Genomic DNA, 25,225 nt, shown 5'->3' on the forward strand with positions numbered 1-25,225 from the left:
GACCAGATTTCAAACAGAAGTGACCACAAGGAATCCCCAAACAACTCGTCAATTCTCCTATAGTTGCCGTGACTTGATCAGGAACAATCAGCTCCAGTTGTGGCTCTTTCATCACTTCCACACCGAAGCGTCCGTATTGTCCCTGCCCCCCCCCCCCCCGAACCGTCCGCCCCGAGGACTCCGATTGCGCCCTTCACTCCGGCCAACCGCACTCGCCCTGCTGATCTCGGCAGCCGTCACCGGTTCCCTGTGCCTGTGGGCGGCCGCCGCCTCACCCACCTCGGTACGGACCCCAGTCATCTGGGGGGCGAGCGCCGCTGCCGTGCTGCTGTGCGTCGCGGCGACCGTCACGGTCCGTACGCTCGCCGCGGCGCGCAACCTGCGTGCCCTGCGGGCCGCCGACGCCGAACGCTTCACCGCCGAGACCTCCCGCCTCGTCTCGACCTCCGCGTCGGAGGCCCAGCGCTTCACCGCGGAGACCGCCCGCATCAGAGCCGCGGCCGCCGCCGAGACCGCCCGGGTCACCAATGAGGCGCACGACCGTGTCGCCCGGGTCACCGCGGACGCCTCCGAGCAGAGCGCCCGCCTCACCGCCGAGGCCGAGCGGCTCACCGCCCGTGCCCGGCGCAGTGAGACCGAGCGCTCGGCGGCGATCGCCGCCTGCGCCAACGCCGCCGGCCGGATGCAGGCCCTGGCCACGAGCATGCTGGCCGACCTGCGCGAGATGGAGCACCGCCACACCGCCGAGGACGTCCTCGGCGATCTGCTGCACCTGGACCACCGCACCGCCCAGGCGGGCCGTCTCGCCGACTCCATCGCCGTGCTCACCGGCGCGCGCTCAGGGCGCCGCTGGGCGAAGCCGATCGTCATGGAGTCGATCCTGCGCGGCGCGATGGGCCGTATCGGCAGCTACCAGCGCATCCGCCTGCACTCCACGAGTGACGTCGCGATCGCCGGCCACGCCGCCGAGGGCGTCATGCACGCACTCGCGGAACTCCTCGACAACGCGACCAACTTCTCGCCGCCCACGGCCGAGGTGCACGTGTACGTCGAGGAGGTCCCGGCCGGTCTCGTCGTCACCGTCGAGGACAGCGGTCTGGTGATGAGCGACGTGCAGCTGCGCCGTGCGGAGCGTGCCGTGTCCGCCGAGAACCAGGACCTCACGGCCCTGTCCGGCACCCGGCTCGGCCTCGCCGTCGTCGGCCGGCTGGCCCGCAAGCACGGCCTCACCGTCTCCTTCCGGCCGTCCGCGCGCGGCGGCACGGGCGCGCTGATGATGCTGCCTCAGGAGCTCATCTCCCGTACGCCCACGCCCGCACCGGCCCCCGCACCCGTCGGCCGCCCGGAGCCGGAGCCCGACCACGCAACGGCGGCGACGCCGTCCGCCGCCCCCGCGGCGGACACCCGGGACCAGGGCTCCCCCGAGCCCGTACCCGGTTCCTCGACGGATTCCGCATCCGAATCCACCGGTGCAGTCCCCCAGTTCGGTGACAGCGGCCTGCCCAAGCGCCGACGTGGCCGCACTCTGGCCGCCGCCGAATCCCGTACCGGCAATGCCACCCCCGGCGGAGCCGATTCCCCCAGGCCCCGTGCCACCGACGCGAAGGTCCAGGCAGCACGCTTCAGCACCTTCAGCCAGGCGGTACGAGCCAACTCCCCGCACCCGGAAGGCAACACCCGATGACCGCGACCACCGACGAGAAGCTCAACTGGCTGCTGGAGGGGCTGCTCGACCGCACGCCCGGCGCCCGGCACGCCCTCGTCCTGTCCCGGGACGGCCTCAAGCTGTGCCGTACCCCCGAGCTCTCCGTCGACCAGGCCGACCAGCTGGCCGCGATCTCCGCCGGTATCCAGAGCCTGTCGCACGGAGCGTCCATCGAGTTCGGTGACGGCACGGGTGGCGTGCGGTCCGCGATGGCCGAGTTCTACGGCGGTGTGCTGTTCATCGTCGAGGCGGGCGCCGGCGCCCATCTCGCGGTCGTGGCCGCCGAGGACTCCGATGTCGGCCTCGTCGGCCACAACATGAGCGAACTCGTCGAGCAGCTCGGCGAGTACCTCGTCGCCCCGCCCCGCACCCCCGCAGAAGTGGTGGACGACGCAGCGGCCACGGCCGCGGAAACCGCGGACGTATGACGTCGGCGCCGCGCCCCCGCCCCGGACGCGACGACGACCCGGACCGGCTGTACACCCTCACCGGTGGCCGCAGCCGGTCCGACTCGGCCGCGTTCGACCTCGTGACGCTCGTGGTCGCCGAGTGCGACCCGAACCCCGGTATGCAGTCGGAGCACGTCGCGATCCTGCGGATGTGCCGGCGCCCCACCGCGGTCGTCGAAATCTCGGCAACCCTGAATCTGCCCGTCAGCATCGTCCGCATCATGCTCTGCGACCTGCTCGACACCGGCCGGATCAGCGCCCGCCATCCCCGTACTGCCCGTGTCGAGGACCGGTTCCCCGACACCGACACCCTGGAACAGGTGCTCGTTGGACTCCGCAACCTCTGACCGTGCCGCCCTGCAGGCGACAGCCGACAACGGACTGAAGATCGTCGTTGTGGGCGGCTTCGGGGTCGGCAAGACCACCATGGTCCGTTCGGTGAGCGAGATCCGTCCGCTCAACACCGAAGAGACCATGACCCGCGCGGGCGAGGCCGTCGACCACCTCGACGGTGTGCAGTCCAAGACGTCCACCACGGTCGCCTTCGACTTCGGCCGGATCACGCTCGACGCGCGCTCGGTCCTCTATCTCTTCGGCGCGCCCGGCCAGGAACGCTTCTGGTTCCTGTGGGACCGCCTGTTCTCCGGGACCCTGGGTGCCGTCGTGCTCGTCGACACCCGGCGGCTCGCCGACTCCTGGTACGCGATCGACCGGCTCGAGCACCACGGCACGCCGTTCATCGTCGCGTGCAACGACTTCGGCGGCCCGCTCCACACCGAGCAGCAGATCCGCGAGGCGCTGGACCTCTCCCCCGACGTTCCGCTCGTCGAGTGCGACGCCCGGGACCGGTCCTCCAGCAAGTACGTCCTGATCACGCTCGTCGAGCACCTCCACGCACTCTCCGTCGCCCGTTCCCGGACCGCCGAGGCGGCCCTGGCGGGAAGCACGGCCGCGGCGGCGCCCGCAAAGACCCCGGAGCCCACGCTGTGACCCAGTGCCCCGTGTCCCATGGTTCCGTCCCGCTGTCCGGAGAGCGGTTCCAGACCGATCCCGTGCGGCTGTACCAGGACATGCGGCGCGACCACGGCGCCGTGGCCCCGGTCGTGCTCGACGGCGACGTACCCGCCTGGCTGATCCTCGGCTACCGCGAGCTGCACCAGGTCACCACCGACCCGGTGCTCTTCAGCCGGGACTCCGACCTGTGGAACCAGTGGGACAACATCCCCGACACCTGGCCGCTGCTCCCGATGATCGGCCGCAAGCAGCCCTCGATCCTCTACACGGTCGGCGAACGGCACAGCGTCCGGGCCGCGATGATCAGCAACGCGCTGGAGGGCGTCGACCCGTTCGCGCTGAAGCGGTACGCGGAGGAGTTCGCCGACGGCCTCATCGACCGGTTCTGCTCCACCGGCCGGACCGACATCATCGCCGAGTACGCCATGCTGCTGCCCGCCCTGATCCTCGCGAAGCTCTACGGGTTCAGCAACGAGGTCGGCGCAGCCCTCGTCGGCGCGCTCAACGACATGATCGACGGCCGTGAGCGGGCCCTCGCCGGACAGCAGCTCCTCGCCACGTCCATGTTCCAGCTCCTGGCGGACAAGCACGCCGAGCCCGGCGACGACGTCGCGACCAGGATGCTGAACGACCCCGGCGGCTTCACCGACGAGGAGGTCGCCCAGGACCTCATGGTCATGATGGCGGCGGGCCACCAGCCCACCGCCGACTGGATGGGCAACTCGCTGCGGCTGATGCTGACCGACGACCGCTTCGCCGCTTCGCTGTCCGGCGGCCGGCACAGCGTCGCCGAGGCCATGAACGAGGTGCTCTGGGAGGACACCCCCACCCAGAACGTGGCAGGCCGCTGGGCCTCCCGCGACACCCACCTCGGCGGACGTCACATCCGCTCCGGTGACCTGCTGCTCCTGGGCATCGCCGCCGCGAACGGCGACCCGCAGGTGCGCACCGACGGCTCCACGCTCACCGGCGGCAACAACGCCTTCCTCTCCTTCGGGCACGGGGAGCACCGCTGCCCCTTCCCCGCGCAGGAGACGGCCGAGGTCGTCGCCCGTACGGGGATCGAGGTGCTCCTGGACCGGCTTCCGGACGTGGACCTCGCCGTCCCCGCGGACCAGCTCACCCGGCGCCCGTCCCCGTGGCTGCGTGGGCTGACGGACCTGCCGGTGCACTTCACGCCCACTCCCGCCCTTGGAGGCCAGAAATGACCCGGATCGTCCTCGATCCCTTTGTCGCCGACCTCGATTCGGAGAGCTCGGCGCTGCGCGCCGCCGGACCTCTGGCCGAGGTGGAGCTGCCAGGCGGGGTGCACTGCTACGCGGTGACGCATCACGCCGAGGCGCGCCAGCTGCTCACCGACAGCCGTGTGGTCAAGGACATCAACGTCTGGAACGCGTGGCAGCGTGGCGAGATACCGATGGACTGGCCGCTGATCGGTCTCGCCAACCCGGGCCGCTCGATGCTCACGGTGGACGGCACCGAGCACCGCAGGCTGCGTGCTCTCGTCGCGCAGGCGCTGACCGTGAAGCGGGTAGAGCGGCTGCGGGCGGGCATCGAGGCGCTGACGAACGCGAGCCTGGACCGGCTGGCCGCGCTGCCGAAGGGCGAGCCCGTCGACCTGAAGGCGGAGTTCGCCTACCCCCTGCCGATGAACGTCATCAGCGAGCTGATGGGCGTGGACGCGGCCGACCACCCCCGGCTCAAGGAGCTGTTCGAGAAGTTCTTCTCGACGCAGACGCCGCCGGAGGAGGTCCCGCAGATGATGGCGGACCTCGGCGCCCTGTTCACGAAGATCGTCGACGACAAGCGGGCGAACCCGGGCGACGATCTGACGAGCGCCCTGATCGCGGCCTCCGAGGAGGGCGACCACCTCACCAACGAGGAGATCGTCAACACCCTGCAGCTCATCATCGCGGCCGGTCACGAGACCACGATCAGCCTGGTCGTCAACGTCGTCGAGGCGCTCCAGACGCACCCCGAGCAGCGCAAGCGGGTGCTGAGCGGGGAGATCCCGTGGGAGAACGTGATCGAGGAGACCCTGCGCTGGAACACACCCACGTCGCACGTCCTGATCCGGTTCGCCACGGAGGACGTCCAGGTGGGCGACAAGGTGCTGCCCAAGGGCGAGGCGCTGATCGTCTCCTTCGGCGCGCTGGGCCGCGACGAGGAGCAGTACGGGCCGACCGCGGGTGACTTCGACGCCTCCCGCTCCCCGAACCGCCACATCGCCTTCGGCCACGGCCCGCACGTCTGCCCGGGTGCGGCGCTGTCCCGGCTGGAGGCCGGGGTGGCACTCCCGGCGCTGTACGAGCGCTTCCCCGACCTGGACCTCGCGGTACCGGCCTCGGAGCTCCGCAACAAGCCGATCGTGACCCAGAACGACCTGTTCGAGCTCCCGGTCGACCTGGGCTGATCTTCCCCACCGCGTCGGCCGTCCACGGGCCGGAGCGTGCGTCTCATCCGACGGACACGGTCCCTGGCCGTGTCCCCGAGGGACTACGCTCCGGACCGTGGCCGACATCCAGATTCCCGCTGACATCAAGCCCGCCGACGGACGTTTCGGCGCCGGACCCTCCAAGGTGCGGACGGAGGCGGTCGACGCGCTGGCCGCCACCGGCACCTCTCTGCTCGGTACGTCCCATCGCCAGGCCCCGGTCAAGAACCTGGTCGGCGAGGTACGTGACGGCGTACGCAGCCTCTTCTCCCTCCCCGAGGGCTACGAGGTCATCCTGGGCAACGGCGGCTCCACCGCCTTCTGGGACGTGGCGACGCACGGGCTCATCGAGAACAAGTCCCAGCACCTGAACTTCGGCGAGTTCTCGTCGAAGTTCGCGAAGGCGGCCAAGCTCGCCCCGTGGCTGGCCGACCCCACCGTCATCGCCTCCGACCCGGGCACCCACCCGGACCCGAAGGCCGAGGCGGGCGTCGACGTCTACGCCTTCACCCACAACGAGACCTCCACCGGTGTCGCGGCCCCGGTCAAGCGGGTCGCGGGTGCCGACGAGGGTTCACTCGTCCTGGTGGACGCCACCTCCGGTGCGGGCGGCCTGCCGGTCGACATCACCGAGACGGACGTCTACTACTTCGCCCCGCAGAAGTCCTTCGCCTCCGACGGCGGCCTGTGGATCGGTGTGTTCTCCCCGGCCGCCCTGGAGCGCGCCGCCCGGATCCACGCCTCCGGCCGGCACATCCCGGAGTTCTTCTCGCTGCCCACGGCGATCGACAACTCCCTGAAGAACCAGACGTACAACACCCCGGCGCTCGCCACCCTCTTCCTGCTGAACGAGCAGCTGAAGTGGATGAACACCCAGGGCGGACTGGACTTCACCACCGGCCGCACGGCCGCCTCCTCCCGGAACCTGTACGGCTGGGCCGAGGAGTCCAAGTACGCGACCCCGTTCGTCACCGACCCCGCGAAGCGCTCGCAGGTCATCGGCACGATCGACTTCGCGGACGAGATCGACGCGTCCGCGGTCGCCAAGGTGCTGCGCGCCAACGGGATCGTCGACACGGAGCCGTACCGCAAGCTGGGCCGCAACCAGCTGCGCGTGGCGATGTTCCCGGCGATCGACCCGGCGGACGTCCAGGCGCTGACGGCCTGCATCGACTACGTGATCGACAAGCTGTAGCGGTTACGCGTACGGAACGGCCCTGCACCCCTCACGGGTGCAGGGCCGTTTCTGCTTCACTCGACCGGGTGGCGCACCGCTTACAGGACGAAGTGGGGTGACCCGCCCTACGATGATGGTCTCGACACCAGCCATTCCAGGAGGCCCGCAATGTCTGCAGCAGCAGTCGAGCACCCCTGTGACGGTGAGCCGGAGTCGCTGCTCGAGAGTGCCAACCGACTCTCGGAGCAGCTCCCCCCGGGCTACCGCGTCGAGATCATCGGAGGCGTCATCACCGTGGCCCCACCCCCGGACGGCCCGCACGCCCGCGCTCTGACCCAGCTCATGATCCCCTTCCTGGCTGCAGGCCTCCACGACGAGGAGACCGAGGTCCTTCAGGGAATCGGTCTGTGGCTGCCCGGCGGGCCCGAGGACTACGCCATTCCCGACCTGGCCATCGTCGATGCCGATCTCGACGAGCACCTGGTCGAGAACAACTGCTACGACCCGGCCGTCTTCCGCCTCGTGCTGGAGGTGACCTCCGGTAACTACAAGAACGACCTGCGCAACAAGGTCGCCGCGTACGCCGAGGCCGATATCCCGGTCTATGTGATCGTCGACCGCAAGCACAGCCGGGTGCACGTCCTGACGGAGCCGGCCGGTGGCGAGTACAACAGCCACGAGGTGTACGCACCGGGCCGGGCGGCCGAGCTCCCCGACTCCATCGGCGCCAAGGTGACGCTCGACGTGGCGGAGCTGGTGGCGGCCGGGCGGCCCCGCGCGTAACACCTACAGGTTCCTGGTTCCTGTCACGAGGTGGGCTTGCGGGCCAGCAGGAACGCCTGCGGGGTCGGCTCGGGGAAGGCGCTCTCCTCGTCGATCTCCCGCACCGTCCGGGCCCTCATCGTCAGGCCCGCCGCGACCAACAGCCCGGCCATCCGCTCCGGTTGGCGGCGGATGAAGTCGAGTTCGATGTCGCGCCCCCACGCATCCGTGCGGCGCACCACTTCCACACCGGCCTGGAACCCCAGCAAAAGGTGACCGCCCGGCGCGAGGACCCGGTGGAACTCGCCGAACACCTGCGGCAGTTGCTCGTCGGGTACGTGGATCGTGGAGTACCAGGCAAGCAGCCCGCCCAGCCCGCCGTCCGGCAGGTCGAGGCCGAGCATCGATCCTTCCTCGAACCGCAGCCCGGGATACTTCCGCCGCGCCACCGCCAGCATCCCCGGGGACAGGTCGATGCCGAACGCGTCGACGCCCAGGGTGTGCAGATGCTGGGTCACCCGTCCGGTTCCGCAGCCCACGTCGGCCACGGGGCCGCGGCTCCTGGCCTGGACGAGTTCGGCGAAGCCCGCCAGGACGGCGCGGTCGACGGGCTTGGCGGCGAGTTCGTCCTGGAACTGCGCGGCGTAGTCGTCGGCCATGACGTCGTACGACGCGCGGGTGGTCTGCAGGAAGGCGGGTTCGGTCATGGCCGGACACCCTACTCCGCGGGGTGACCGGCGTCAGGGGGACAGTGCGACGCCCAGGGAATCGGCGCCCATCACCTTCGGGGCGCCCTTCTCGTAGAAGACGTCGAGTTCCAGCACCGCGAATCCGGCGGTCGTCAGCATGTCGACGATCGGCCGGGTGAGGTGGCACCCGCCGAAGAGCCGTTGCTCCAGCGGATCGAGGCGTCGCTGCCAGCGGCGGACGTCGTCGTCCGCCTCCGGGGCCAGCCCGTGCTCGACGAAGTGCAGTGCCCCGCCAGGTCCGAGGACACGCCGCACCTCACGCAGGGCGGCAGCGGCGTCGGGGATGGTGCACAGCGTCCAGGTGGACAGGGCGGCATCGAAACTGTCGTCCTCGAACGGCAACGCCTGTCCGTCCAGCCCGGCACGCCGCACCGGGACGCCTGACGCCCTGACGCGTTTGCCGGCGAGTCCCCAGGCGACCGAGGAGGGCTCGACCGCGGCCACACCGGCGACGGCCTCCGGGTAGAAGGGGACGTTGTGGCCCGAGCCGAAGCCGATCTCGACGACGGTGCCGCTCAGGCCCTCGCAGACTCGTTGCCTCAGCGGTGCGGCCGTCCTCGCCCCGCAGACGACGTTCACGATCCTCGGCACGACCTGGTCCGTGTAGAAGCCCATCGTGACCTCCGTACCTCCTCTCCAGGATGGCACCGGAGCAGGCGGGGCGCACCGACCCGGAGCGCTCACCCCGGCTGTTCGGCCTGCCGGGAGGCGCCGCCGGCGAGGTCCCTGTGCCAGCGCACCTCGCCGTCCTCCCACACGTCCGTCGGGGCGAGCCCCGCCGCGGCGGCCACGGCGGCCGATGCCGTGTGGCCGGGGTGGATGTGCGCGAGAACGGTTCGGACGCCCTCGTCCCGCAGGTGCTCGACGAGCCCGGCCGCCGCCTCCTTCGCGTACCCCCGGCCCTGCCACGCGCCCCCGACCACCCAGGCGATCTCGGCCCGCGCACCGCGCACGGTCGCCTGTACGTAGCCGGCCAGGCAGCCGTCGGCACGCACCCGGAGCACCCAGTTCCACCACAGCTCGGCGGGGTCCGGGGAGCCGGCGCTCTGGCGGGCGTAGCGGGCCCGCAGGGTGTCCGTGTCCTCCGGGGCGCCTCCCGTGTACGTGTACAGGGCGGGGTCGGCGAGGACGGCGGTCATCTCGTCCGCGTGCGCGACATCGAGCGGCAGCGCGTCGAGTCGGCTGGTGGAGAAGGCCTCGGGCCCGTGGTCCGGCATGGGGCCCGACCCTACGCGGGCCCCGTGCCGGCCGGTCAGCGGCTGAGCCGCTGGAACCTGCGTACGGCCAGCGGCAGGAACACCAGCGTGATCACGAGGGGCCATACCATCGCCATCAGGAGCGCGTGCTCCTCCACCCATGTGCCCCCGCTCGCCACCGGGTTGCCGAACAGTTCCCGGGACGCGGTCACCGTCGAGGACACCGGGTTCCATGCGGCGACCGTGCCCAGCCAGCCGGGCATCAGCGAGGGGGCGACCAGGGCGCTGGAGATCATCGTGACGGGGAAGGCGATGGCGTACAGGCCGCCCGCCGACTCCGCGTTCGGGACGAGCAGGCCCAGCCAGACGCCCACCCAGATCAGGCTGAAGCGCAGCAGCAGGAGCAGTCCGAACGCGCCCACGGCCTCCAGTGGGCTGCCGCCCGCGCGCCAGCCGATGGCCAGTGCGGTGAGGGCGAGGATCGTCAGTTCGGCGCAGGCCACCACGAGGTCGGCGACCCCGCGGCCGGCGGAGACGGCGGACGGGGACATCGGCATCGATCGGAAGCGGTCGATGACGCCCTTGCCGGAGTCGGTCACGACCGCCATCGCGGTGTTCATGAAGCCCATGGTCATGGTCGTGGCGAACATGCCGGGCATCAGGAACTCCCGGTAGTCGCCGCCGCCGGGCACCTTCATCGCGCTGCCGAAGACGTACCCGTACAGCAGGACGGACACGATGGGGAAGCCGAGTTGCCAGATGATGGCGACGGGCTGGCGCTGGTAGTGGGTGAGGCTGCGCCTGACGACGTTCCAGGTGTCGACGATCGCCCAGAGGGCCCGGCTCCGCTCGGGGCCGGTGCGGGCGGGCAGTTCGAGTGCGGTCATGCCGCGACCTCCATCTTCGTGCCGTTGCCATGGGCGTTGCCGTTGCCCGCCCCGGTGTCCGCTTCCGCCCCGTGTCCCGTCAGGCGCAGGAACACGTCGTCCAGGCTGGGTCTGCGCAGCCCGATGTCCTCGACCGCGATGCCCTCGTCCTGGAGGGCACGCGCCACTTCGGTCAGGGCGGCCACCCGGTCCACGACCTGGGCGTGCACCCGGCGGTCCGCCTCGTCGGTCACGACCAGCCCGCCGCCTGCCACCCGGTCCACGGCCTTCACCACCGCCGGGATGTCGGCCGCCTCGGCGGCGACGACTTCGATCCGGTCGCCGCCGACCCGGTTCTTCAGCCCGTCCGGGCTGTCGTCGGCGATGGACCGGCCCCGGTCGATGACGGTGATGTGCGAGGCGAGCTTGTCGGCCTCGTCCAGGTACTGCGTGGTCAGCAGGACCGTCGTACCGCCGGCCACCATCGCCCGTACCGCGTCCCACACCTCGCCCCGGCTGCGCGGGTCGAGGCCGGTCGTCGGCTCGTCCAGGAACAGCACCGTGGGGGCGAGGATCATCGAGGCGGCCAGATCGAGCCGCCGCCGCATGCCTCCGCTGTACGCCTTGACTCCCTGGTCGGCTGCGTCCACGAGGTCGAACCGCTCGAGCAGTTCACCGGCCCGCTGCCGCGCCCCGGTCCCGCCCAGGTGGAAGAGGCGGCCGAACATCTCCAGGTTCTGCCGGCCCGTGAGCACCTCGTCAACGGCGGCGTACTGCCCGGTGAGCCCGATCCTGCTCCGTACGAGCCGGGGCTCGCGCGCCACGTCCAGGCCCGCGACCTCGGCCCGGCCCCCGTCGAACCGCAGGAGGGTGGCGAGCACCCTGACGGCGGTGGTCTTGCCGGCCCCGTTCGGTCCGAGCAGGCCGTGGACGGTGCCGGGGCGCACGGCCAGGTCGAATCCGTCGAGCGCCCGCTTCTCCGCCACCCCCTTCTTCGCCCCGTAGCGCTTCACGACCCCTTCGGCCAGCACGGCGTATCCGGACGCGGACATGGCTCACTCCCCTCATCGCACAGAACTGAGTACGGCGTACCCAGATGAGAGTACACCGTACCCAGTTTCTGTCCAGGGGATTACCCTGAGCCCATGACGAAGAGCGGACCGACGGCGGCGGCAGACGGCACGACCACCGGAAGCGGCGACATCGGACGCAGCCTCGAGCTCCTGTGGGGCACCGCCGAACGCCCCAGCCGCGGCCCCAAGCCGGGTCTCACGCTCGACCGGATCGTCGCCACCGCCGTCGAGGTCGCCGACGCGGAAGGCCTCGCGGCCCTCTCGATGCGCCGGCTCTCCACGGAGCTCGGCACCGGCACGATGTCGCTCTACCGGTACGTCCCCGGCAAGGCCGAACTGCTCGACCTCATGCTCGACCGGGTCCTGGGCGAACCGCTCTCGGCGGACGCCTCACAGGTGCCTTCGGACTGGCGGGTGGCCGTCGAGTCGATGGCCCACACCTACCGGGCCAACCTCCGCACCCACCCCTGGCTCCTCAAGATCAACCAGGCCCGCACGGTCCTCGGCCCCAGCGCGCTGCGCGGCCTGGAGCTCGCCCTGACCGGACTCAGGGGCATGGGTCTGCGCGACCCCGAGCTGATCGGCGTGATCATCACGGTCAACAGCTTCGTCGAGGGCCTCGCCCGGACGGAGAGCCACGCGACGGAGGCCGCCCGGCAGACGGGCCTCAGCGACGCCGCCTTCTGGGAGGGCCAGCGCCCCTACCTGGAACGGGCGATGCTCAGCGGCGAGTACCCGTACATGGCCGCCCTGTCCGAGGACGCGTTCGGGGCCGACTTCGATCACTTCGCGTTCGGTCTCGGCCGTCTCATCGACGGCTTCGAAGTCCTCGTGGAGCAGCGCGCACGCGGATGACACGGCGCCCGATCCGTGGACCATGGGACATATGGACACGATTCACGAGCTGGAGCCCTTCGTGAAGCAGTACACCGTCCTGCTGAGCAGCCGCCGGCCGGATGGATCGCTCGCCCGTACACCCGTCAGCATCGCCGTCGAGGGCGACCACGCCTACATCCGTACGTTCTCCTCGGCGTGGAAGGTCGACCGGATGCGCAACCACCCCGTGGTGGAGATCTCCCCGTGCACCGTGCGGGGAGCGCCGACGGGACCGCCGATCAGTGCCTCGGCCCGCCTCCTCGCCCAGGGGTCGAAGGAGAACACCCACGCCGCCCGTACTCTCTCCCGCAAGTACCCGGCGCTGCACGGTGTGTTCGTCCCCCTCGCCCACCGGCTGAAGAGGGACCGGACACTGCACTACGAGCTCCGCCCGCTCCTGCCGGAGTACTGAACGGCCCGTCGCGCGCCCGCTCTATCCGCGCCGCCGCCTGAAGCCGAACACGGCCAGCGCGATGACCGCGAGCACCACGGCTCCCCCGGTCACGGTGCCCTTCCCGGTCCCGTCGGTCCCGCCGCCTCCCGCACCGGAGGAGGACGCCCCACCGTCCCGGGAGGGCGCCTTGCTCCCACCCCCGCCGCTCCCGCCGCCCTCGACGTCGACCCGCACCACTTCGCTCTGCTCGCCTTCGGAGCCGAACATCATCGCCGAGCCGTCCGCCGTGTACGTCACCGACTCGGACTGTCCCTGGAGCGGCACGCTCACCGCGTGGTCCTCGCCGAGCCTGCCTCCCTCGAAGGCGTACGCCCTGGTGCTGAAGTACGAGCGCAGGACCAGCTCCCGCCCGTCCGGCGAGAACGCCCCGTCCGTCACCCACGGCACCTCGCCGACCCGCCGGAACACGTTGGCCCCGCCGGTCGACAGCTTCGCGGGCCCTTCGTAGAGCCCGCCGCCGTCTTCGTTCTTCGACGCGATGTAGACCCTGCCCGTCTTCGGGTGGACCATCAGCGCCTCGGCGTTGCGGGCCCCGTCGGCGTACTTCACGTCGAACTGGGTGGCCCGCACGGTGGCGTCCGCGAGCCGCTTCGGCTCGGGGAAGCGGTAGATCCAGACGTGGTCCCAGGACCCGTCGAGGTTGTCGCCGATGTCACCGACGTACAGGTTCCCGTCCGGCCCGAGCGAGATCGCCTCCACGTCGCGGGGCGCCCCCACCCCCTGCATGGTGATCCTCGCGACGGTCTTCCCGGTCCGGGAGTCGACGGCGTAGACGTACGGCCCGTCCTCGCTGTCGTTGTGCGTCCAGTAGATGCCCGGATGGGCGCGGCTGGCGGCGAGGCCGCTGGACTCGGTGATCCGGGAGTCCTCGATCGTGAAGGTCCGATCGGCCTCGTCCCCGTCGTCCGCCACGGCGGGCACCGCACCCGTGAGGAACAGGAGGGCGGCGGCGGAAACAGTCAGCAGCGATCTCATGGCACAAGTGTCCACTGTCACGTCGCAGGCGGGAGCGGTGATCCGCCATGATGTCGCCATGCGTTTTCTCTTCGTCGGTGACTCGATGACCATCGGCAGTGCCGGCGACTTCACCTGGCGCTACCGCATGTGGCAGCACCTCGAAGCGACCCTCGGCGACGGCGGCTACGCGATCACCGGCCCGCGCACCGAGCTGTACGACCTCGGGACGAACGCCGCCGACTCCTCCACGTACGGCGATCCGGCCTTTCCCGCCCACGCCCGGCGGCACCTGGCCGGCTGGGGCGAGGGCTGGCTCCACATGGCCCCGGTCATCGGCGACACGGTCACGGCGACCCGCGCCGACGTCCTGCTCGTCTCCCTGGGCCTGATAGACCTCGGCTTCTACACGGACAGCGAACAGACGGCCCTGAACGTACGGGAGTTCATCGCCGCGGCCCGCACGGCGAACCCGAGCGTCAAGATGGTCCTGCTCCCCGTGATACCGAACATACGGGCCGAGTCGGACGCCCCCTTCGCCGCCGAGTGCGACCGCTTCAACCTGCTCCTCGGGAAGGCCGTCGCCGACCTGGACAACCCGTCGTCCCCGATCCTGCTGGTTTCGCACCCGGCGGGCTACGACATCCACACGGACACGTACGACGGCACCCATCCCGGCCCCACCGGCGAGCACAGACTGGCCGGAGCCTTCGCGGACGCGATGCACCAGGCCTGGGGCGTGGGCGGACCGTACGCGGGAGCCCTGGCCTCGGCGTGAGACCTCCGGAACCGCGACCGGTGATCATGACGTCGTACCGTGCGACGCCGTGCCGTGCGGCCAGGGCGTGAGGTTACCGACGGAACCGGGCGGGGCAATGGCGAAGCCGGAGAGCAGCAGGGCTCCATGGGGGTGGAAGCGGGGACGGGCCCTCGGGCCGCTCGCCGTCCTGGTCGCTCTCCTCCTGGCCTTCCACTCCGTGGTCCCCCAACTGCCCGGCCACGTGGGCAGCCTCCTCGAGACGTTCCTGCCCTGGCTGGGCCTGGCCGTCCCCGTCCTGCTCGCCTTGGCCCTGCTGCGGCGTTCGTACGTCGCCCTGACCGCACTGCTGCTGCCGGCCGTCGCGTGGGGCGCGCTCTTCGGCGGGCTGCTGTTCTCCGGTCACGACCGCGGGGGCGACGGGATCACGGCGCTCCAGCACAACGTCAGCGACGTGAACCAGGACCCTTCCGGCACCGCACGCGCGCTGCTCGGGGCCCGGCCCGACCTCATCGCCCTGGAGGAGCTGACGCCGTCCGCGCTTCCGGCCTTCCACGCGGTCCTGGATGCGGACTACCCGCACCACGCGGTCCGGGGCACCATCGGGCTCTGGTCGAAGTACCCCCTGTCCGACGTGCGCCGCGTGGACATCAAGCCGAAGGCCGTCGGCGACGGCTGGGACCGGGGGCTGCGGGCGACGGCCACGACGCCTCGGGGCAGGGCCGCCGTGTACGTCGCGCACCTGCCGTCGGTCCGACTGGGCCTGAGCGGCTTCAGTTCCGGATGGCGGGACGAGAGTGCCGTCCTCCTCGGCAGGGCCGTCGCCGCCGAGCCGCTGGACCGGGTGATCCTCCTCGGAGACCTCAACAGCACGCTGGACGACCGGGGTCTGGAGCCGGTCACCTCGCGGATGGGCCGGCCGGACACGGACTTCGCGTTCAGCTGGCCCGCGAAGCTGCCGCTGGCCAGGATCGACCAGATCCTGACCCGGTCCGCCGAGGTCACCGAGCTGTGGTCACTGCCCGCTACGGGAAGCGACCACCTGCCCATCGCCGCACGCATCAGGCTCTGACAGTTTTACTTGTCAGCACATTGGCTCGACAGGTATAACTGTCACATGGATGACGCAGTGGCGATCCCCGTCCCCGAGAGGGACGACGAGAATTTCTGGTCCACCATCACGACCCTCGTGGAGCCCGCCTGGAGCGAGCCCACCGACGACGACACGTTCGCCATGGACGACAAGGTGCTCGACGCGTCCCGCGCGCTGGCCGAACGGATCTCGACGCGCGCACTGGCCTACCGCACCGCCGACAAGCCCTTCGACAGCGCCCTCATGGCCGCACCCGACGTGCAACTGGCGCTGCTGCGGGCCCTGTACGAAACCAAGCGCTCCGTCGACCGACTGGCTGAGAGCGCAGCCACCGTCGCGGGCCGCAACGGGGCCAGCTACACCCAACTGGGCACGGCCTGGGGAGGCATCAAGCGCCAGTCCGCCCGCCTCAAGTGGCCTCACGCAGTCGTCAAGAGGTCAGCGGGCGAGTCCATCCCGCTCCGCTACGCGGGTGGCTCCGCCGTCATTCACCACGACCCGAACGTCGACGCCTGGTGGTACACCGCCACCGCCGCGGACCAGCAGGACGAGGAGTCCGAGGCCGTCCACACCACCTCCGCGGAAGCCATTGCGCGGGCGACCGAATTCCTCCTGACGCACGCCCAGCCCGGCCGGCAGGTATCCACATGACCGTCCGGCGGTAGACGTGGGCTACCCGCCCGCCCCCTGAATCCCCAGCATCGCCAGCCCCAGCTCGGTCAGCTCCGCCGACACCCCACCGGCCGGGCGCCCGTCATCTCGGGTTTGCGGGAAGCTCTCGGAGCTACGGGAGCCAGGCATCGACAGCCGTATCCCGCAGGACCGGTTCGGCCCCTACGGGACACAACCCCGGGTTCGTTGGGGGGCAGCCCCGATAGGCCGGAGGACAGCGGCATGTGAGTCTGCCGGTATGACCTCCAAACTCACGGGCAGTCGCAGCCCCGCCGTCATCGCCCCGCTCCTGCTGGTGCTGTACGGCCTCTTACGACTCGTCGACGGACTGGACGGGGATCACGGACCCGGGCTTGCCTGGAACCTCGGACACACGCTGTTCTTCATCGGCTTCGCACTCTTCGGCGTGGTCACCATCAGACTGCGTCAACTCGTCCCCGCCGCCACCGTGCGCACACGTCTCGTATCGAACACTGCCGCGGCCGTCAGCCTGTTCGGCGTCGCCTGCTTCCTCTGGGTGATCCTCGGTGACCTGTTCGCAGACCTGGACAACGCGGCACCGTTGCCCGAACCACTGGAGATGATCGGCCCCCTTGCCTTCCAACTGGGCTGGCTGACCCTGCTGATCATGCTGGTGGCCGCCAAACCCCGTCTGCTGCCCGCTTGGAGTCCACTGCTGGTACTCGCGGGCTTCGTCATGTTCGCGGCCAACCTCGACCTGATGCCGATCGGCGCGCTGCTCCTCATGGCCGGGCTGGCTCCCGTAGCACGCGCCCCCAGGCCGGCATCCCCCACGACACCGCGTACAGCCGGATGAGGACGTCGGGCTCTGCGGGATCCGCTCGGGATCACTCGGCGGGAGGCCCCTACCGGCCCGAGGCGCTGTTTACCCGCCCGCCCCCTGGATCCCCAGCATCTCCAGCCCCAGCTCGGTCAGCTCCGCCGACACCTCTTCCGGCCGGGCCCTGCGGGGGCGGCGGCTGTGGTGGGCCATCAGTTCGTGGACCGTGGCGACCATCACCATCACCACGACCCGGTGGTCCCGCTCCTCCGCCTCGCCGCGCACCGCCGCCCGCTCGGCCTCGCCGGTGAGGAAGTCGGCCCACAGGTCCCGCCACCGCTTGCAGTGCTCGTCCACCGCCGTGCTCACCCCGAGCACCTCGACGAACGTCACCCGCGCCTCACGCAGGTCCCGGGTCACCGCGGTCACGTACGCGTCGAAGAGGATCCGGAACCGTTGCGCCACCGGACAGTCCTCCATGCCCTCCGAGAGCAGGGCGCGCTCCGCCGCCCGCAGACCGTTGGTCGTCACCTGGTTGTGCAGGGCGATCAACACGCCCTCCCGGGAGCCGTACTCCTCCCAGAGCACCTCCTCCGGCACCCCCGCGACCTCGCACAGCGCCTGCTCCGACGTCTCCGCGTAGCCGTAGACGCCGAAGAGCTCCCGCCCCGCGTCGAGGAGATGCCCACGGGCCCGCGTACGCACTCTGTCGACCGTGCCGGTCAGCTGATCCACCGAGACATCCATCACGGGTCCTCCTTCGTCTGCCACTTCTCCGGCTGTAGCGGCGGCGGCTGAGCGGGGTCGCGAGCGCGGGAAAGGGCTTCTTCACCTCTCCATGGCGCCACCGCCATTCTTCTCACCCCACCGGCCGGGTGAGCCCTTCGCCGCGCCATTGCCGACTAAATCAGCTTAAGGACAGGGCTGTTGATCCTACGTTCGGTTCGGATGCGGGGTCACAGCCGCGAAGCGTTCACGCCAGGGCTGGGGGTCCGGGATCGATTCCGCCCACACCCTCCGTGCCGCCCACTCCTTCCGCGCCTGTTCCCGTCGGCACTCGCCGCAGTGCGTCTCGCCCTCCACCGACCTGAAGACGTGCTCATCACCGGGCCCGGCACAGGCGACCGGAGCGGCGACCGGCGGACCCGCCGGCCGCACTTCGGCCTGGGGACGCTCCTCCGGCATCTTGTGCACGAGCCGGTACCGCAGGAAACCGACCGCCGACCGCACTCCGCCCTCCGGCAGTTCACTGGTCAGCACCTGCCTCAGCTGCGCGGCAGTGATCCCGCGCAGCAGCCACTGGGCAGCCAGGCCGGCGAGAGCCCTGGCCTCCCTGACACCGAGATACAGCTCCCGGCGTACGTGCCGCAGCGAGAGCAGCACGCTCTCCCCCTCCGCCGCTTCCGGTGACTCCGGCTCCGGTTTCGGCACCGGCTCCGCTTCGGTGGGTGGGTGGGGATAGTTCTTCTCCTGTTCTTCGTCTACCGGTAGTTGACGACCGACCATCCGATTCGCTGGCGCACCGACCATCGGAGGCCGTACAGCCGGAGGCTCGTCGTCGGGATCACCGTCGGCGCGGAGCCCGGACGCCTCCTCCGGGGTGAGCGGAACGTTGGACAGCAGCTGCGCCGTGGACCAGAGCCCGCGCACGCCCTGCTCCCGCTTCTCGTGCAGGAAGCCGTGCACGACCAGCAGTTCCTTGGATTTCTGGTACGCCCGGCCCGTGATCCCGAGCTGCCGCGCGAGCTCGCTCAGCGGCTTCTCGGTCTGGTCGTCGGGGAGACCCTGCACGTAGAGGAGAAGGATCTTCGCGTCGCTGGTGAGACGCGGATGGCGTACGACGTCGTGCGCGGCCTTCGTGAAGCGCCGAGAGGGCGCGATAGCATGCCGGATCATCTCAGTGGCCGTTTCCACTCGTAGGTGAAGGCCCTCGGGCGGGTGTTCACAGCACCTCCGGGGGCCGCCCTGCGCACGCGTGCGCACAGAGCGTAATGACACGATCACGTTACTGCAGGGCGCCAGCACCCAGTACGCATATGCCGCGGGCACACAGATTCGATCAACCACCCTTCAGGGCAAGGCCCGCCAACTCGTGCAGCAGCCCGGCATCCACGAACGGCGCCTCCCGGGTGGGCAGGGACCGCCAGTCCAGCGGCCACGTCCGCCCGTCCAGCGCGGGCACCCCGACGAACGCGTCGCACCGCACGTCCCGCCCCATCAACCGCACCCCGGCCGGCCACCTGTACGCGGCTCCACTTTGCGGCGGCAACAGGAAGTACATGCTCCGCCCGCCGATCCCGGACCGCACGATCGGGCCCGCCCGGAAATCCGTGAACTGCATGAGCTCGTACGCCACTTGCTCGCCCAGCAACCCGGCGATGCGTACGGCGTCGAAGTGGATACCCGTGAGCCGGAGCGCATGCCCCCGCGCGGGAACCCAGGAAGGCACCGGGCTGATCGGTGAACTTTTCTGTTCCATGCGAAAAGCCTGACCGTCGGCACGTACCGTGACCAGCACCGCAGAACGACTGTGCACTTCTGTGCACTTGGGGGGTGGAGCTGTGCACTCCAGTGAACAAGGAAGCGGTAACGCGGAGATGTTCGGCGCGTTGCTGCGTTTCTTCCGCGAACGGCTGGGGCTGTCCCAGGAGGCCCTGGGGACGAAGATTGGTTTCTCCAAGTCCCAGGTGGCGATGGTGGAACGGGGAGCGAGGCCGCCCAAGGGGGATTTCGTTCCGCTTGCGGATGAGGCACTGGGTGCACAGGGTGCACTGATCGCGGCGGCGAAGGAGCTGCGGTTCAGCCATGTGCCGTCCTGGTTCCGGGCATTCGCCGACGAGGAAGCCAAGGCATCGGCCCTCCACTGGTACGAGAACCATCTGATTCCGGGACTCCTCCAGACCGCGTCCTACGCGCGGGCGGTCTTCAACTGCCATTGCCCACCGCTGGAGGATGACGAGATCGAAGCGCGCGTAGCTACGCGGCTGGCCCGCCAGAAACTTCTCCAGCGCCGACCGGCCCCGGTCATCAGCTTCGTGTTGGAACTGATTACGGTCACGAGGCCCCTGGGAGGCAGCGCAGTCCTCAAGGAACAGTTGGAACATGTACTCGCAGTAGGGCGCAACCGGAACGTCGAGATCCAGGTCATGCCGCCGGACCGCGAGACTCATGCCGCCCTCAATGGGCCGATGATTCTCCTGGACACCGACGAACGCCGCCAACTCGCCTACATCGAAGGCCAGAGCGGCAGCTACTTCGTGGACGCACAGCCCGACTTGGGAGACCTGTTCGCGCGGTATGGCATTCTGCGAGCCCAGGCACTCAGCCCTGAAGAGTCGGCAAGACTGATCGAACAGGTGGCAGAGAAGCTATGAGCATCGACCTCAGGTGGTTCAAGAGCAGCTACAGCGGCGACCAGGGCGGCGCCTGCGTAGAGGTCGCAAGCTCCCCTCACGCCGTCCACGTCCGGGACTCCAAGGACCTCACCGTCCCGCCCCTCGCCCTCTCCCCCGCCGCCTGGTCCGCCTTCCTCGTGCGCGTGACCGGCAATTCGCTCTGACCGCTCAGACGGAGACCGCGATCAGAGCGACGGCCGACCCGGCGAAGACCACCGTGTTGCGGACGTAGGTCTGGGCGCGCACCCAGCCCGGAAACGCGTTCTCGGCCGCCCGGAGGAAGGGCGCGACCTCGACGCGGGCCAGTTCCGGGTCGCCCTTGCGGCGGAAGGCGGCCTCCACGGACCGCACCGCGGTGAGGTTGCTGTAGACGATCACCGCGTTCATCAACAGGACCGCCGAGGAGAATATCCAGGTCAGCAGCTGGGCCAGGTCGGCTCCGGCGAGGTTGAGCCCGGCGGTGGCGATCATCACCGCGGCCACCGCGACCGGCGCCGCGGTCTCGTGGCCGCCGGCGTCGAACCGGAGCTTGTTCTCCTCCAGCACCTCGGGGCGGACGCCCTGGCGGCGGAGTTCGGTGACGGCGGCGGCCTTCGCGGCCGGGCCGAAGCGGTGGCGGACCACGGGGATGCTGACGAAGGCGGCGGCGACGAGCAGTTGCATCCCGGCAGCGAGGGTGTTCATGAGGACTCTCCTTCGACTTGCACTTAGTTCAACTGACTGGTTGACGCCAACCGTAGCGGCGACTTGAACAACGTTCAAGGCCCTTCTTGAACTTTGTTCAAGCGGGTGCGTACCGTAGGGCCATGTCACGCGACACCCTCACCCCGGACCGGATCGTGCGTACCGCTGTCGAGCTCCTGGACGCCGAGGGCCTCGAAGGCCTCAACATGCGCGCCCTGGGCAAACAGCTCGACTCGGCGGCCACGGCCGTCTACTGGCACGTCAAGAACAAGGACAACCTGGTCCTGCTCGCCACCGACCGGGTGTGGGGCGAGCTTTCGCTGCCCGACCTGGACGCCGTCGACTGGCGCACCGCGGCCACGGACATGGCCACCGGCCTGTACGGGATGTTCACCCGGCACCCCTGGCTGGTGCAGGCGTTCGCGGCGCATGTCGTCTACGGCGAGGGCAAGGCCCGTCACGACGACCACAGCCTCGCGGTCTACGAGGCCGCCGGCTTCACGGGCCCACAGGCGGACCGGGCCGCCGCCGCCGTCTTCACCTACGTCCTCGGCAACGCGGCGGGCGCCGCCGCGACGGCCTCGCTCACCCGGAGGCTGAACGGGGACGACGCCGGTGCCGAGCAACAGTTCCAGGACGCCATGGCCAGGGCCCGGGAGATCGGCATGCGCTACCCGCACCTGCGCACCCGCCTCGAAACACCGGCGGCCACCGACTACGCCGCATCCCCCGACAGCGCCTTCGAGTTCGGCCTCCAGGCCCTCCTCGACGGCCTGGAGCAGAGCGCCCGCCGGGCGTAAATCGGTGGGCACCGCCGATGCCCCGCAGTACGGTCGCGCGATGGATGACGAGGACGGCTACTTCGGCGACCGGATCGCCGCGACCTACGACGACCCGACGGACGACATGTTCCAGCCGCATGCCGTGAACACCGCCGTCGACTTCCTGGCGGGACTCGCGAGCGGCGGGCGGGCGCTCGAACTCGGCATCGGGACGGGGCGTATCGCCCTGCCGTTGTCGGAGCGTGGGGTTCCGGTCCACGGGATCGACATGTCGCGGGCGATGGTGGCGCGCTTGCGGGCGAAGCCCGGCGGTGACGCGGAGTCCATCGGCGTGACGATCGGCGACTTCGCGACGACGAAGGTGGACGGTACGTTCTCCGTCGCCTACCTGGTCTTCAACACGATCATGAACCTGACGACGCAGCAGGCTCAGGTCGACTGCTTCCGCAACGTCGCCGCGCACCTCTCGCCCGGGGGCACCTTCGTCATCGAGGTCATGGTGCCCGAGCTGCGGAAACTGCCCGCGGGGCAGACCGTCGTACCGTTCCACGTGAGCCCGACGCGGTGGGCATTCGACTCCTACGACATCGCCACACAGGCGGTGAGTTCGAACTACGTCAGCGTCGAGGACGGCCGCGGCGCGTACCGTTCCATCCCGTTCCGGTACGTGTGGCCCGCGGAGCTCGACCTGATGGCGCAGCTCGCCGGACTGCGCCTGCGTGAGCGGTGGGAGGGCTGGGCGCGGGAGCCGTTCACGAGCGACAGCGGCAAGCACGTCTCGGTGTGGGAGAAGCCTGCCGGCTGACGGAGGATGAGGCATGGAACTCGACATGGCGGCCGACGAGCTGAAGTCGGTCCTCAACCGGCTGCGCCGGGCCCAGGGCCAGATCTCCGGGATCATCAGGATGATCGAGGAGGGCCGGGACTGCGAGGACGTGATCACCCAGCTCGCCGCCGCGTCCCGCGCCCTGGACCGGGCCGGATTCGCGATCATCGCCTCGGGTCTCGAACAGTGCCTGGCCGAGGACGGGCCAACGGGCACCGACAGGGAGCGGATGCGCGCCCGCCTCGAGAAGCTGTTCCTCTCCCTGGCCTGAGACCGCAGGCCTGAGACCGCCTGGCCTGAGACCGCCGGCCGCGTCACGGGGCAGGTGAAGGGGCCCGGGCCATAAGGCGGTTGCGCGGAGCACAGCCCTGCCCTGAAAATTCCGCCCTGTGACGAACATTGACGAGAACCGGACCGCCGCCCGCCCCCTCGCGCTGATCACCGGCGTGGGCCGCACCGTCAGCATCGGTGCGGGCATCGCCCGGCAACTGGCGGCATCGGGCTGGGACATCGCCTTCACCTACTGGACACCGTACGACCGCCGTATGGCCTGGGGCGCCGAGCGCGGAGCCACCGACGCGATCGCCAAGGAGCTCGCGGAGCACGGGGCGGCCTCCGCGGCGATCGAGGCGGACCTCTCGGATCCGGACGCCCCCTCACGTATCTACGACGAGACCGAGGGCCGGATGGGTCCGGTCACCGCCCTCGTGATGTGCCACTGCGAGTCCGTGGACTCCGGGCTGCTCGATACCACCCTCGAGAGTTTCGACCGGCACTTCGCAGTGAACGCACGCGCCACCTGGCTGCTCATCCGCGAGTACGGGCTGCGCTTCCGCGCCACGCCCGGCACCGGCCGGATCGTCGCCCTGACCAGCGACCACACGGTCGGCAACCTGCCCTACGGGGCGAGCAAGGGCGCCCTGGACCGCATCACCCTCGCCGCGGCCCACGAGCTCGCCCACCTCGGGGTGACCGCCAACGTCGTCAACCCCGGTCCGGTGAACACGGGTTGGATGTCCCCCGAGGCGCAGGAGGAAATGGCCGGGGCCACCCCGCTCGGCCGCCTCGGCACCCCGCGGGACACCGCGCACCTGGTGGACTTCCTGTGCTCCCCGCAGGGGCAGTGGGTCAACGGGCAGCTGCTGAAGAGCAACGGGGGCCTCGGCTGAGGCGCGTCGCGGGGGGCACGTCACCGGTGTACGGGCCGGTCCGGGCCGCTGCCGCGCGCCGCACGGTCACAGGCGGACGACGACCAGGGCGGTGTCGTCCGTGTTGCCACCCGGGGGGATCAGGTCTGCCAGCAGGGTGTCCGCGAGGGTGTCCGCGTCCTCCTGTCCGTGGCGGCCGAGGCAGTCGGCGAGCCGGTTCAGGCCGGTGTCGATGTCCTCGTGGCGGCGTTCGATGAGGCCGTCGGTGTAGAGAACGAGGGTCGCTCCCTCCGAGAAGGCCGCTTCGGCCTGGATTCTCGGAACGTGCTCGAAGCGGGCGCCGAGCGGCGGGTCCGTCGCCCGGTCGAGGAACTCGACGGTGCCGTCGGCGTGCAGCAGGGCGGGCGGGGGGTGGCCGGCACTGCTGTAGGTCACGGTGCGGGCGTCGCAGTCGATCACCGTCTGCAGAGCGGTGGTGGACTCGGCGCCCTCCACCGAGCGGGCGTAGAGGCCGAGAGCGTCGAGGGCGGCCGCGGGGCCGTCGGCCACACGGACGGCCGCGCTGAGCGCACTGCGGAGCTGGCCCATGACGCCGGCCGCGGTCAGGCCGTGGCCGACGACGTCACCCACCGCGACCGCGAAACAGCCGCCGGGCAGTTCGGCCAGGTCGTACCAGTCGCCGCACACGTTCAGGGACCCGACTGCGGGCTGGTAGCGCACGGCGCCACGGCGGCGTCCCAGCGGTCCGGGCGCGGGGAGCATCGCGGACTGCAGGCTCAGGGCGACCTCGCGTTCGCGGGCGTGGGCCCGGCGCAGCCGCTCGTTGACCTCCTGCAGCTCCCGGGCGCGGGTGTACAGCTCGGCCTCCAGGGCCCTGGTCCGGTCCCCGCCGAACCGCCCGCCACGGGCGCGGATCAGTTCGGTGACCTCCTCCACCCGGTGCAGCACCAGCGCCACTTGCCCGTCCGCGTCGACGACCGGGGCGTTGACCGGGCTCCAGTACCGCTCCTCCCACCGGCCGGGGCGGTCGGGGTCCTCGACGTCGTAGCGCTGCAGCGCCATGGCGTCGCGCTCCCCGGTGGCCGCCACCCGCAGCAGCGACGCCTGGAGGTTGCTCGTGCCGGTCGCGGCGGGATCGTTGGGGTTGTCGGGGAACACGTCGAACATGTAGCGGCCGACGATCTGGCCTCGGGTGCGCCCCGACGCCCGCAGATACGCCTCGTTGACGTCTGCGTACACCAGGTCGGTGGTGAGCAGGGCCGCCGCGGCCGGCAAGGCCTGGAAAACCGCCTCGTAGTCGATCCCGGAGTGCTTCACGACGCCCTTCGCCTCTTGTGCACCAGCGGTCCGGCGAAACCTGCCGCAGCGGACACCCGCG

31 protein-coding genes are annotated in these 25,225 nt (G+C 70.4%); 20 read left to right on the plus strand and 11 right to left on the minus strand.

Annotation, left to right across the window (positions count from 1 at the left end; all coding sequences use genetic code 11):
- Positions 1 to 184: 184 nt before the first annotated feature.
- The 8 genes from ACFW9O_RS04540 to ACFW9O_RS04575 all read left to right on the plus strand — a co-directional run bounded on the left by ACFW9O_RS04540 (position 185) and on the right by ACFW9O_RS04575 (position 7,562).
- Positions 185 to 1,684: a sensor histidine kinase gene (locus ACFW9O_RS04540; RefSeq protein ID WP_384604896.1), complete on the plus strand. Its 1,500-nt coding sequence runs from the start codon at positions 185 to 187 to the stop codon at positions 1,682 to 1,684.
- On the plus strand, positions 1,681 to 2,133 hold the full coding sequence (locus ACFW9O_RS04545; protein WP_351165365.1) for a roadblock/LC7 domain-containing protein: 453 nt from the start codon (positions 1,681 to 1,683) through the stop codon (positions 2,131 to 2,133). Before ACFW9O_RS04540 ends, ACFW9O_RS04545 begins: the two co-directional genes overlap by 4 nt.
- Positions 2,130 to 2,501, plus strand: a complete 372-nt coding sequence (locus ACFW9O_RS04550; protein ID WP_351165367.1) for a DUF742 domain-containing protein — start codon at positions 2,130 to 2,132, stop codon at positions 2,499 to 2,501. The genes ACFW9O_RS04545 and ACFW9O_RS04550 overlap by 4 nt, the downstream gene beginning before the upstream one ends.
- Positions 2,482 to 3,144, plus strand: coding sequence for an ATP/GTP-binding protein (locus ACFW9O_RS04555; protein ID WP_351165370.1), 663 nt, complete (start codon positions 2,482 to 2,484; stop codon positions 3,142 to 3,144). Before ACFW9O_RS04550 ends, ACFW9O_RS04555 begins: the two co-directional genes overlap by 20 nt.
- Positions 3,141 to 4,376, plus strand: coding sequence for a cytochrome P450 (locus ACFW9O_RS04560; RefSeq protein WP_384604900.1), 1,236 nt, complete (start codon positions 3,141 to 3,143; stop codon positions 4,374 to 4,376). Before ACFW9O_RS04555 ends, ACFW9O_RS04560 begins: the two co-directional genes overlap by 4 nt.
- Entirely contained in the window at positions 4,373 to 5,581 is a 1,209-nt protein-coding gene (locus ACFW9O_RS04565) for a cytochrome P450 (protein WP_384604903.1), read from the plus strand. The genes ACFW9O_RS04560 and ACFW9O_RS04565 overlap by 4 nt, the downstream gene beginning before the upstream one ends.
- A 97-nt stretch (positions 5,582 to 5,678) precedes the next feature.
- The gene (serC, locus tag ACFW9O_RS04570) at positions 5,679 to 6,797 is read left to right on the plus strand and encodes a phosphoserine transaminase (protein WP_384604904.1); all 1,119 of its coding nucleotides are present in this window, start codon (positions 5,679 to 5,681) and stop codon (positions 6,795 to 6,797) included.
- Between the two features lie 150 nt (positions 6,798 to 6,947).
- Positions 6,948 to 7,562, plus strand: coding sequence for a Uma2 family endonuclease (locus ACFW9O_RS04575; protein WP_384604907.1), 615 nt, complete (start codon positions 6,948 to 6,950; stop codon positions 7,560 to 7,562).
- 23 nt (positions 7,563 to 7,585) lie between these two features.
- Here ACFW9O_RS04575 and ACFW9O_RS04580 read toward each other — a convergent pair whose 3' ends face one another.
- The 5 genes from ACFW9O_RS04580 to ACFW9O_RS04600 all read right to left on the minus strand — a co-directional run bounded on the left by ACFW9O_RS04580 (position 7,586) and on the right by ACFW9O_RS04600 (position 11,404).
- Positions 7,586 to 8,248 (minus strand): class I SAM-dependent DNA methyltransferase, encoded by a 663-nt coding sequence (locus ACFW9O_RS04580; RefSeq protein ID WP_384604909.1) that lies wholly within the window; start codon positions 8,246 to 8,248, stop codon positions 7,586 to 7,588.
- 33 nt (positions 8,249 to 8,281) lie between these two features.
- Entirely contained in the window at positions 8,282 to 8,905 is a 624-nt protein-coding gene (locus tag ACFW9O_RS04585) for a class I SAM-dependent methyltransferase (RefSeq protein ID WP_384604911.1), read from the minus strand.
- Between the two features lie 65 nt (positions 8,906 to 8,970).
- A complete protein-coding gene (locus ACFW9O_RS04590; protein WP_384604914.1) occupies positions 8,971 to 9,507 on the minus strand; it encodes a GNAT family N-acetyltransferase in 537 nt (178 codons plus the stop codon).
- A 35-nt stretch (positions 9,508 to 9,542) separates the two neighbouring features.
- Positions 9,543 to 10,373 (minus strand): ABC transporter permease, encoded by an 831-nt coding sequence (locus tag ACFW9O_RS04595; protein WP_384604917.1) that lies wholly within the window; start codon positions 10,371 to 10,373, stop codon positions 9,543 to 9,545.
- Positions 10,370 to 11,404, minus strand: coding sequence for an ATP-binding cassette domain-containing protein (locus ACFW9O_RS04600; RefSeq protein ID WP_384604919.1), 1,035 nt, complete (start codon positions 11,402 to 11,404; stop codon positions 10,370 to 10,372). Before ACFW9O_RS04600 ends, ACFW9O_RS04595 begins: the two co-directional genes overlap by 4 nt.
- A gap of 93 nt (positions 11,405 to 11,497) precedes the next feature.
- On the opposite strand from ACFW9O_RS04600, the gene ACFW9O_RS04605 reads away from it, so the two are divergent.
- Together ACFW9O_RS04605 and ACFW9O_RS04610 are read left to right on the plus strand one after the other, a co-directional pair.
- The gene (locus tag ACFW9O_RS04605; protein ID WP_351165393.1) at positions 11,498 to 12,280 is read left to right on the plus strand and encodes a TetR/AcrR family transcriptional regulator; all 783 of its coding nucleotides are present in this window, start codon (positions 11,498 to 11,500) and stop codon (positions 12,278 to 12,280) included.
- 31 nt (positions 12,281 to 12,311) lie between these two features.
- Positions 12,312 to 12,713 carry a PPOX class F420-dependent oxidoreductase gene (locus ACFW9O_RS04610; protein WP_384604921.1) on the plus strand — a complete coding sequence of 134 codons (402 nt, stop codon included), beginning with the start codon at positions 12,312 to 12,314 and terminating at the stop codon, positions 12,711 to 12,713.
- Positions 12,714 to 12,734: 21 nt separating this feature from the next.
- Here the strand turns inward: ACFW9O_RS04610 and ACFW9O_RS04615 are convergent, their stop codons facing one another.
- Positions 12,735 to 13,730, minus strand: coding sequence for a WD40 repeat domain-containing protein (locus ACFW9O_RS04615; RefSeq protein ID WP_384604924.1), 996 nt, complete (start codon positions 13,728 to 13,730; stop codon positions 12,735 to 12,737).
- On the opposite strand from ACFW9O_RS04615, the gene ACFW9O_RS04620 reads away from it, so the two are divergent.
- The 4 genes from ACFW9O_RS04620 (at position 13,729) to ACFW9O_RS04635 (ending at position 17,048) form a co-directional block, all read left to right on the plus strand.
- Complete coding sequence (locus tag ACFW9O_RS04620; RefSeq protein WP_384604925.1) at positions 13,729 to 14,487, plus strand: GDSL-type esterase/lipase family protein; 759 nt, start codon at positions 13,729 to 13,731, stop codon at positions 14,485 to 14,487. The two genes, ACFW9O_RS04615 and ACFW9O_RS04620, sit on opposite strands and share 2 nt — an antisense overlap.
- Positions 14,488 to 14,584: 97 nt before the next feature.
- Entirely contained in the window at positions 14,585 to 15,538 is a 954-nt protein-coding gene (locus tag ACFW9O_RS04625; protein ID WP_384604928.1) for an endonuclease/exonuclease/phosphatase family protein, read from the plus strand.
- Positions 15,539 to 15,583: 45 nt separating this feature from the next.
- Positions 15,584 to 16,210 carry a hypothetical protein gene (locus ACFW9O_RS04630; protein WP_384604930.1) on the plus strand — a complete coding sequence of 209 codons (627 nt, stop codon included), beginning with the start codon at positions 15,584 to 15,586 and terminating at the stop codon, positions 16,208 to 16,210.
- Positions 16,211 to 16,469: 259 nt separating this feature from the next.
- Entirely contained in the window at positions 16,470 to 17,048 is a 579-nt protein-coding gene (locus ACFW9O_RS04635; RefSeq protein WP_384604932.1) for a hypothetical protein, read from the plus strand.
- A 69-nt stretch (positions 17,049 to 17,117) separates the two neighbouring features.
- Here ACFW9O_RS04635 and ACFW9O_RS04640 read toward each other — a convergent pair whose 3' ends face one another.
- The 3 genes from ACFW9O_RS04640 to ACFW9O_RS04650 form a co-directional block, all read right to left on the minus strand.
- Positions 17,118 to 17,759, minus strand: a complete 642-nt coding sequence (locus tag ACFW9O_RS04640) for a TetR/AcrR family transcriptional regulator (protein WP_384605264.1) — start codon at positions 17,757 to 17,759, stop codon at positions 17,118 to 17,120.
- A gap of 186 nt (positions 17,760 to 17,945) precedes the next feature.
- Positions 17,946 to 18,908, minus strand: coding sequence for a hypothetical protein (locus ACFW9O_RS04645; RefSeq protein ID WP_384604935.1), 963 nt, complete (start codon positions 18,906 to 18,908; stop codon positions 17,946 to 17,948).
- Between the two features lie 163 nt (positions 18,909 to 19,071).
- Positions 19,072 to 19,491 carry a hypothetical protein gene (locus ACFW9O_RS04650; RefSeq protein ID WP_384604936.1) on the minus strand — a complete coding sequence of 140 codons (420 nt, stop codon included), beginning with the start codon at positions 19,489 to 19,491 and terminating at the stop codon, positions 19,072 to 19,074.
- Between the two features lie 82 nt (positions 19,492 to 19,573).
- On the opposite strand from ACFW9O_RS04650, the gene ACFW9O_RS04655 reads away from it, so the two are divergent.
- Complete coding sequence (locus tag ACFW9O_RS04655; protein WP_384604939.1) at positions 19,574 to 20,386, plus strand: helix-turn-helix domain-containing protein; 813 nt, start codon at positions 19,574 to 19,576, stop codon at positions 20,384 to 20,386.
- Positions 20,383 to 20,571, plus strand: coding sequence for a DUF397 domain-containing protein (locus tag ACFW9O_RS04660; protein ID WP_384604942.1), 189 nt, complete (start codon positions 20,383 to 20,385; stop codon positions 20,569 to 20,571). The genes ACFW9O_RS04655 and ACFW9O_RS04660 overlap by 4 nt, the downstream gene beginning before the upstream one ends.
- Before the next feature lie 4 nt (positions 20,572 to 20,575).
- On the opposite strand, the gene ACFW9O_RS04665 is transcribed toward ACFW9O_RS04660, so the two are convergent.
- On the minus strand, positions 20,576 to 21,091 hold the full coding sequence (locus ACFW9O_RS04665; RefSeq protein WP_384604945.1) for a hypothetical protein: 516 nt from the start codon (positions 21,089 to 21,091) through the stop codon (positions 20,576 to 20,578).
- A 122-nt stretch (positions 21,092 to 21,213) separates the two neighbouring features.
- Between ACFW9O_RS04665 and ACFW9O_RS04670 the strand changes: the two genes are divergently transcribed.
- The 4 genes from ACFW9O_RS04670 to ACFW9O_RS04685 all read left to right on the plus strand — a co-directional run bounded on the left by ACFW9O_RS04670 (position 21,214) and on the right by ACFW9O_RS04685 (position 23,868).
- The gene (locus ACFW9O_RS04670; protein WP_384604948.1) at positions 21,214 to 21,891 is read left to right on the plus strand and encodes a TetR/AcrR family transcriptional regulator C-terminal domain-containing protein; all 678 of its coding nucleotides are present in this window, start codon (positions 21,214 to 21,216) and stop codon (positions 21,889 to 21,891) included.
- Positions 21,892 to 21,931: 40 nt separating this feature from the next.
- The gene (locus ACFW9O_RS04675) at positions 21,932 to 22,678 is read left to right on the plus strand and encodes a class I SAM-dependent DNA methyltransferase (protein WP_384604950.1); all 747 of its coding nucleotides are present in this window, start codon (positions 21,932 to 21,934) and stop codon (positions 22,676 to 22,678) included.
- A gap of 13 nt (positions 22,679 to 22,691) precedes the next feature.
- Complete coding sequence (locus ACFW9O_RS04680) at positions 22,692 to 22,970, plus strand: metal-sensitive transcriptional regulator (protein WP_384604953.1); 279 nt, start codon at positions 22,692 to 22,694, stop codon at positions 22,968 to 22,970.
- A gap of 118 nt (positions 22,971 to 23,088) precedes the next feature.
- Positions 23,089 to 23,868, plus strand: coding sequence for an SDR family oxidoreductase (locus ACFW9O_RS04685; protein WP_384604956.1), 780 nt, complete (start codon positions 23,089 to 23,091; stop codon positions 23,866 to 23,868).
- 66 nt (positions 23,869 to 23,934) lie between these two features.
- On the opposite strand, the gene ACFW9O_RS04690 is transcribed toward ACFW9O_RS04685, so the two are convergent.
- The gene (locus ACFW9O_RS04690; RefSeq protein ID WP_384604959.1) at positions 23,935 to 25,164 is read right to left on the minus strand and encodes a PP2C family protein-serine/threonine phosphatase; all 1,230 of its coding nucleotides are present in this window, start codon (positions 25,162 to 25,164) and stop codon (positions 23,935 to 23,937) included.
- Positions 25,165 to 25,225 lie beyond the last annotated feature (61 nt).

The sequence above is a fragment of the Streptomyces sp. NPDC059499 genome, assembly GCF_042749285.1.
Lineage (GTDB): Bacteria > Actinomycetota > Actinomycetes > Streptomycetales > Streptomycetaceae > Streptomyces.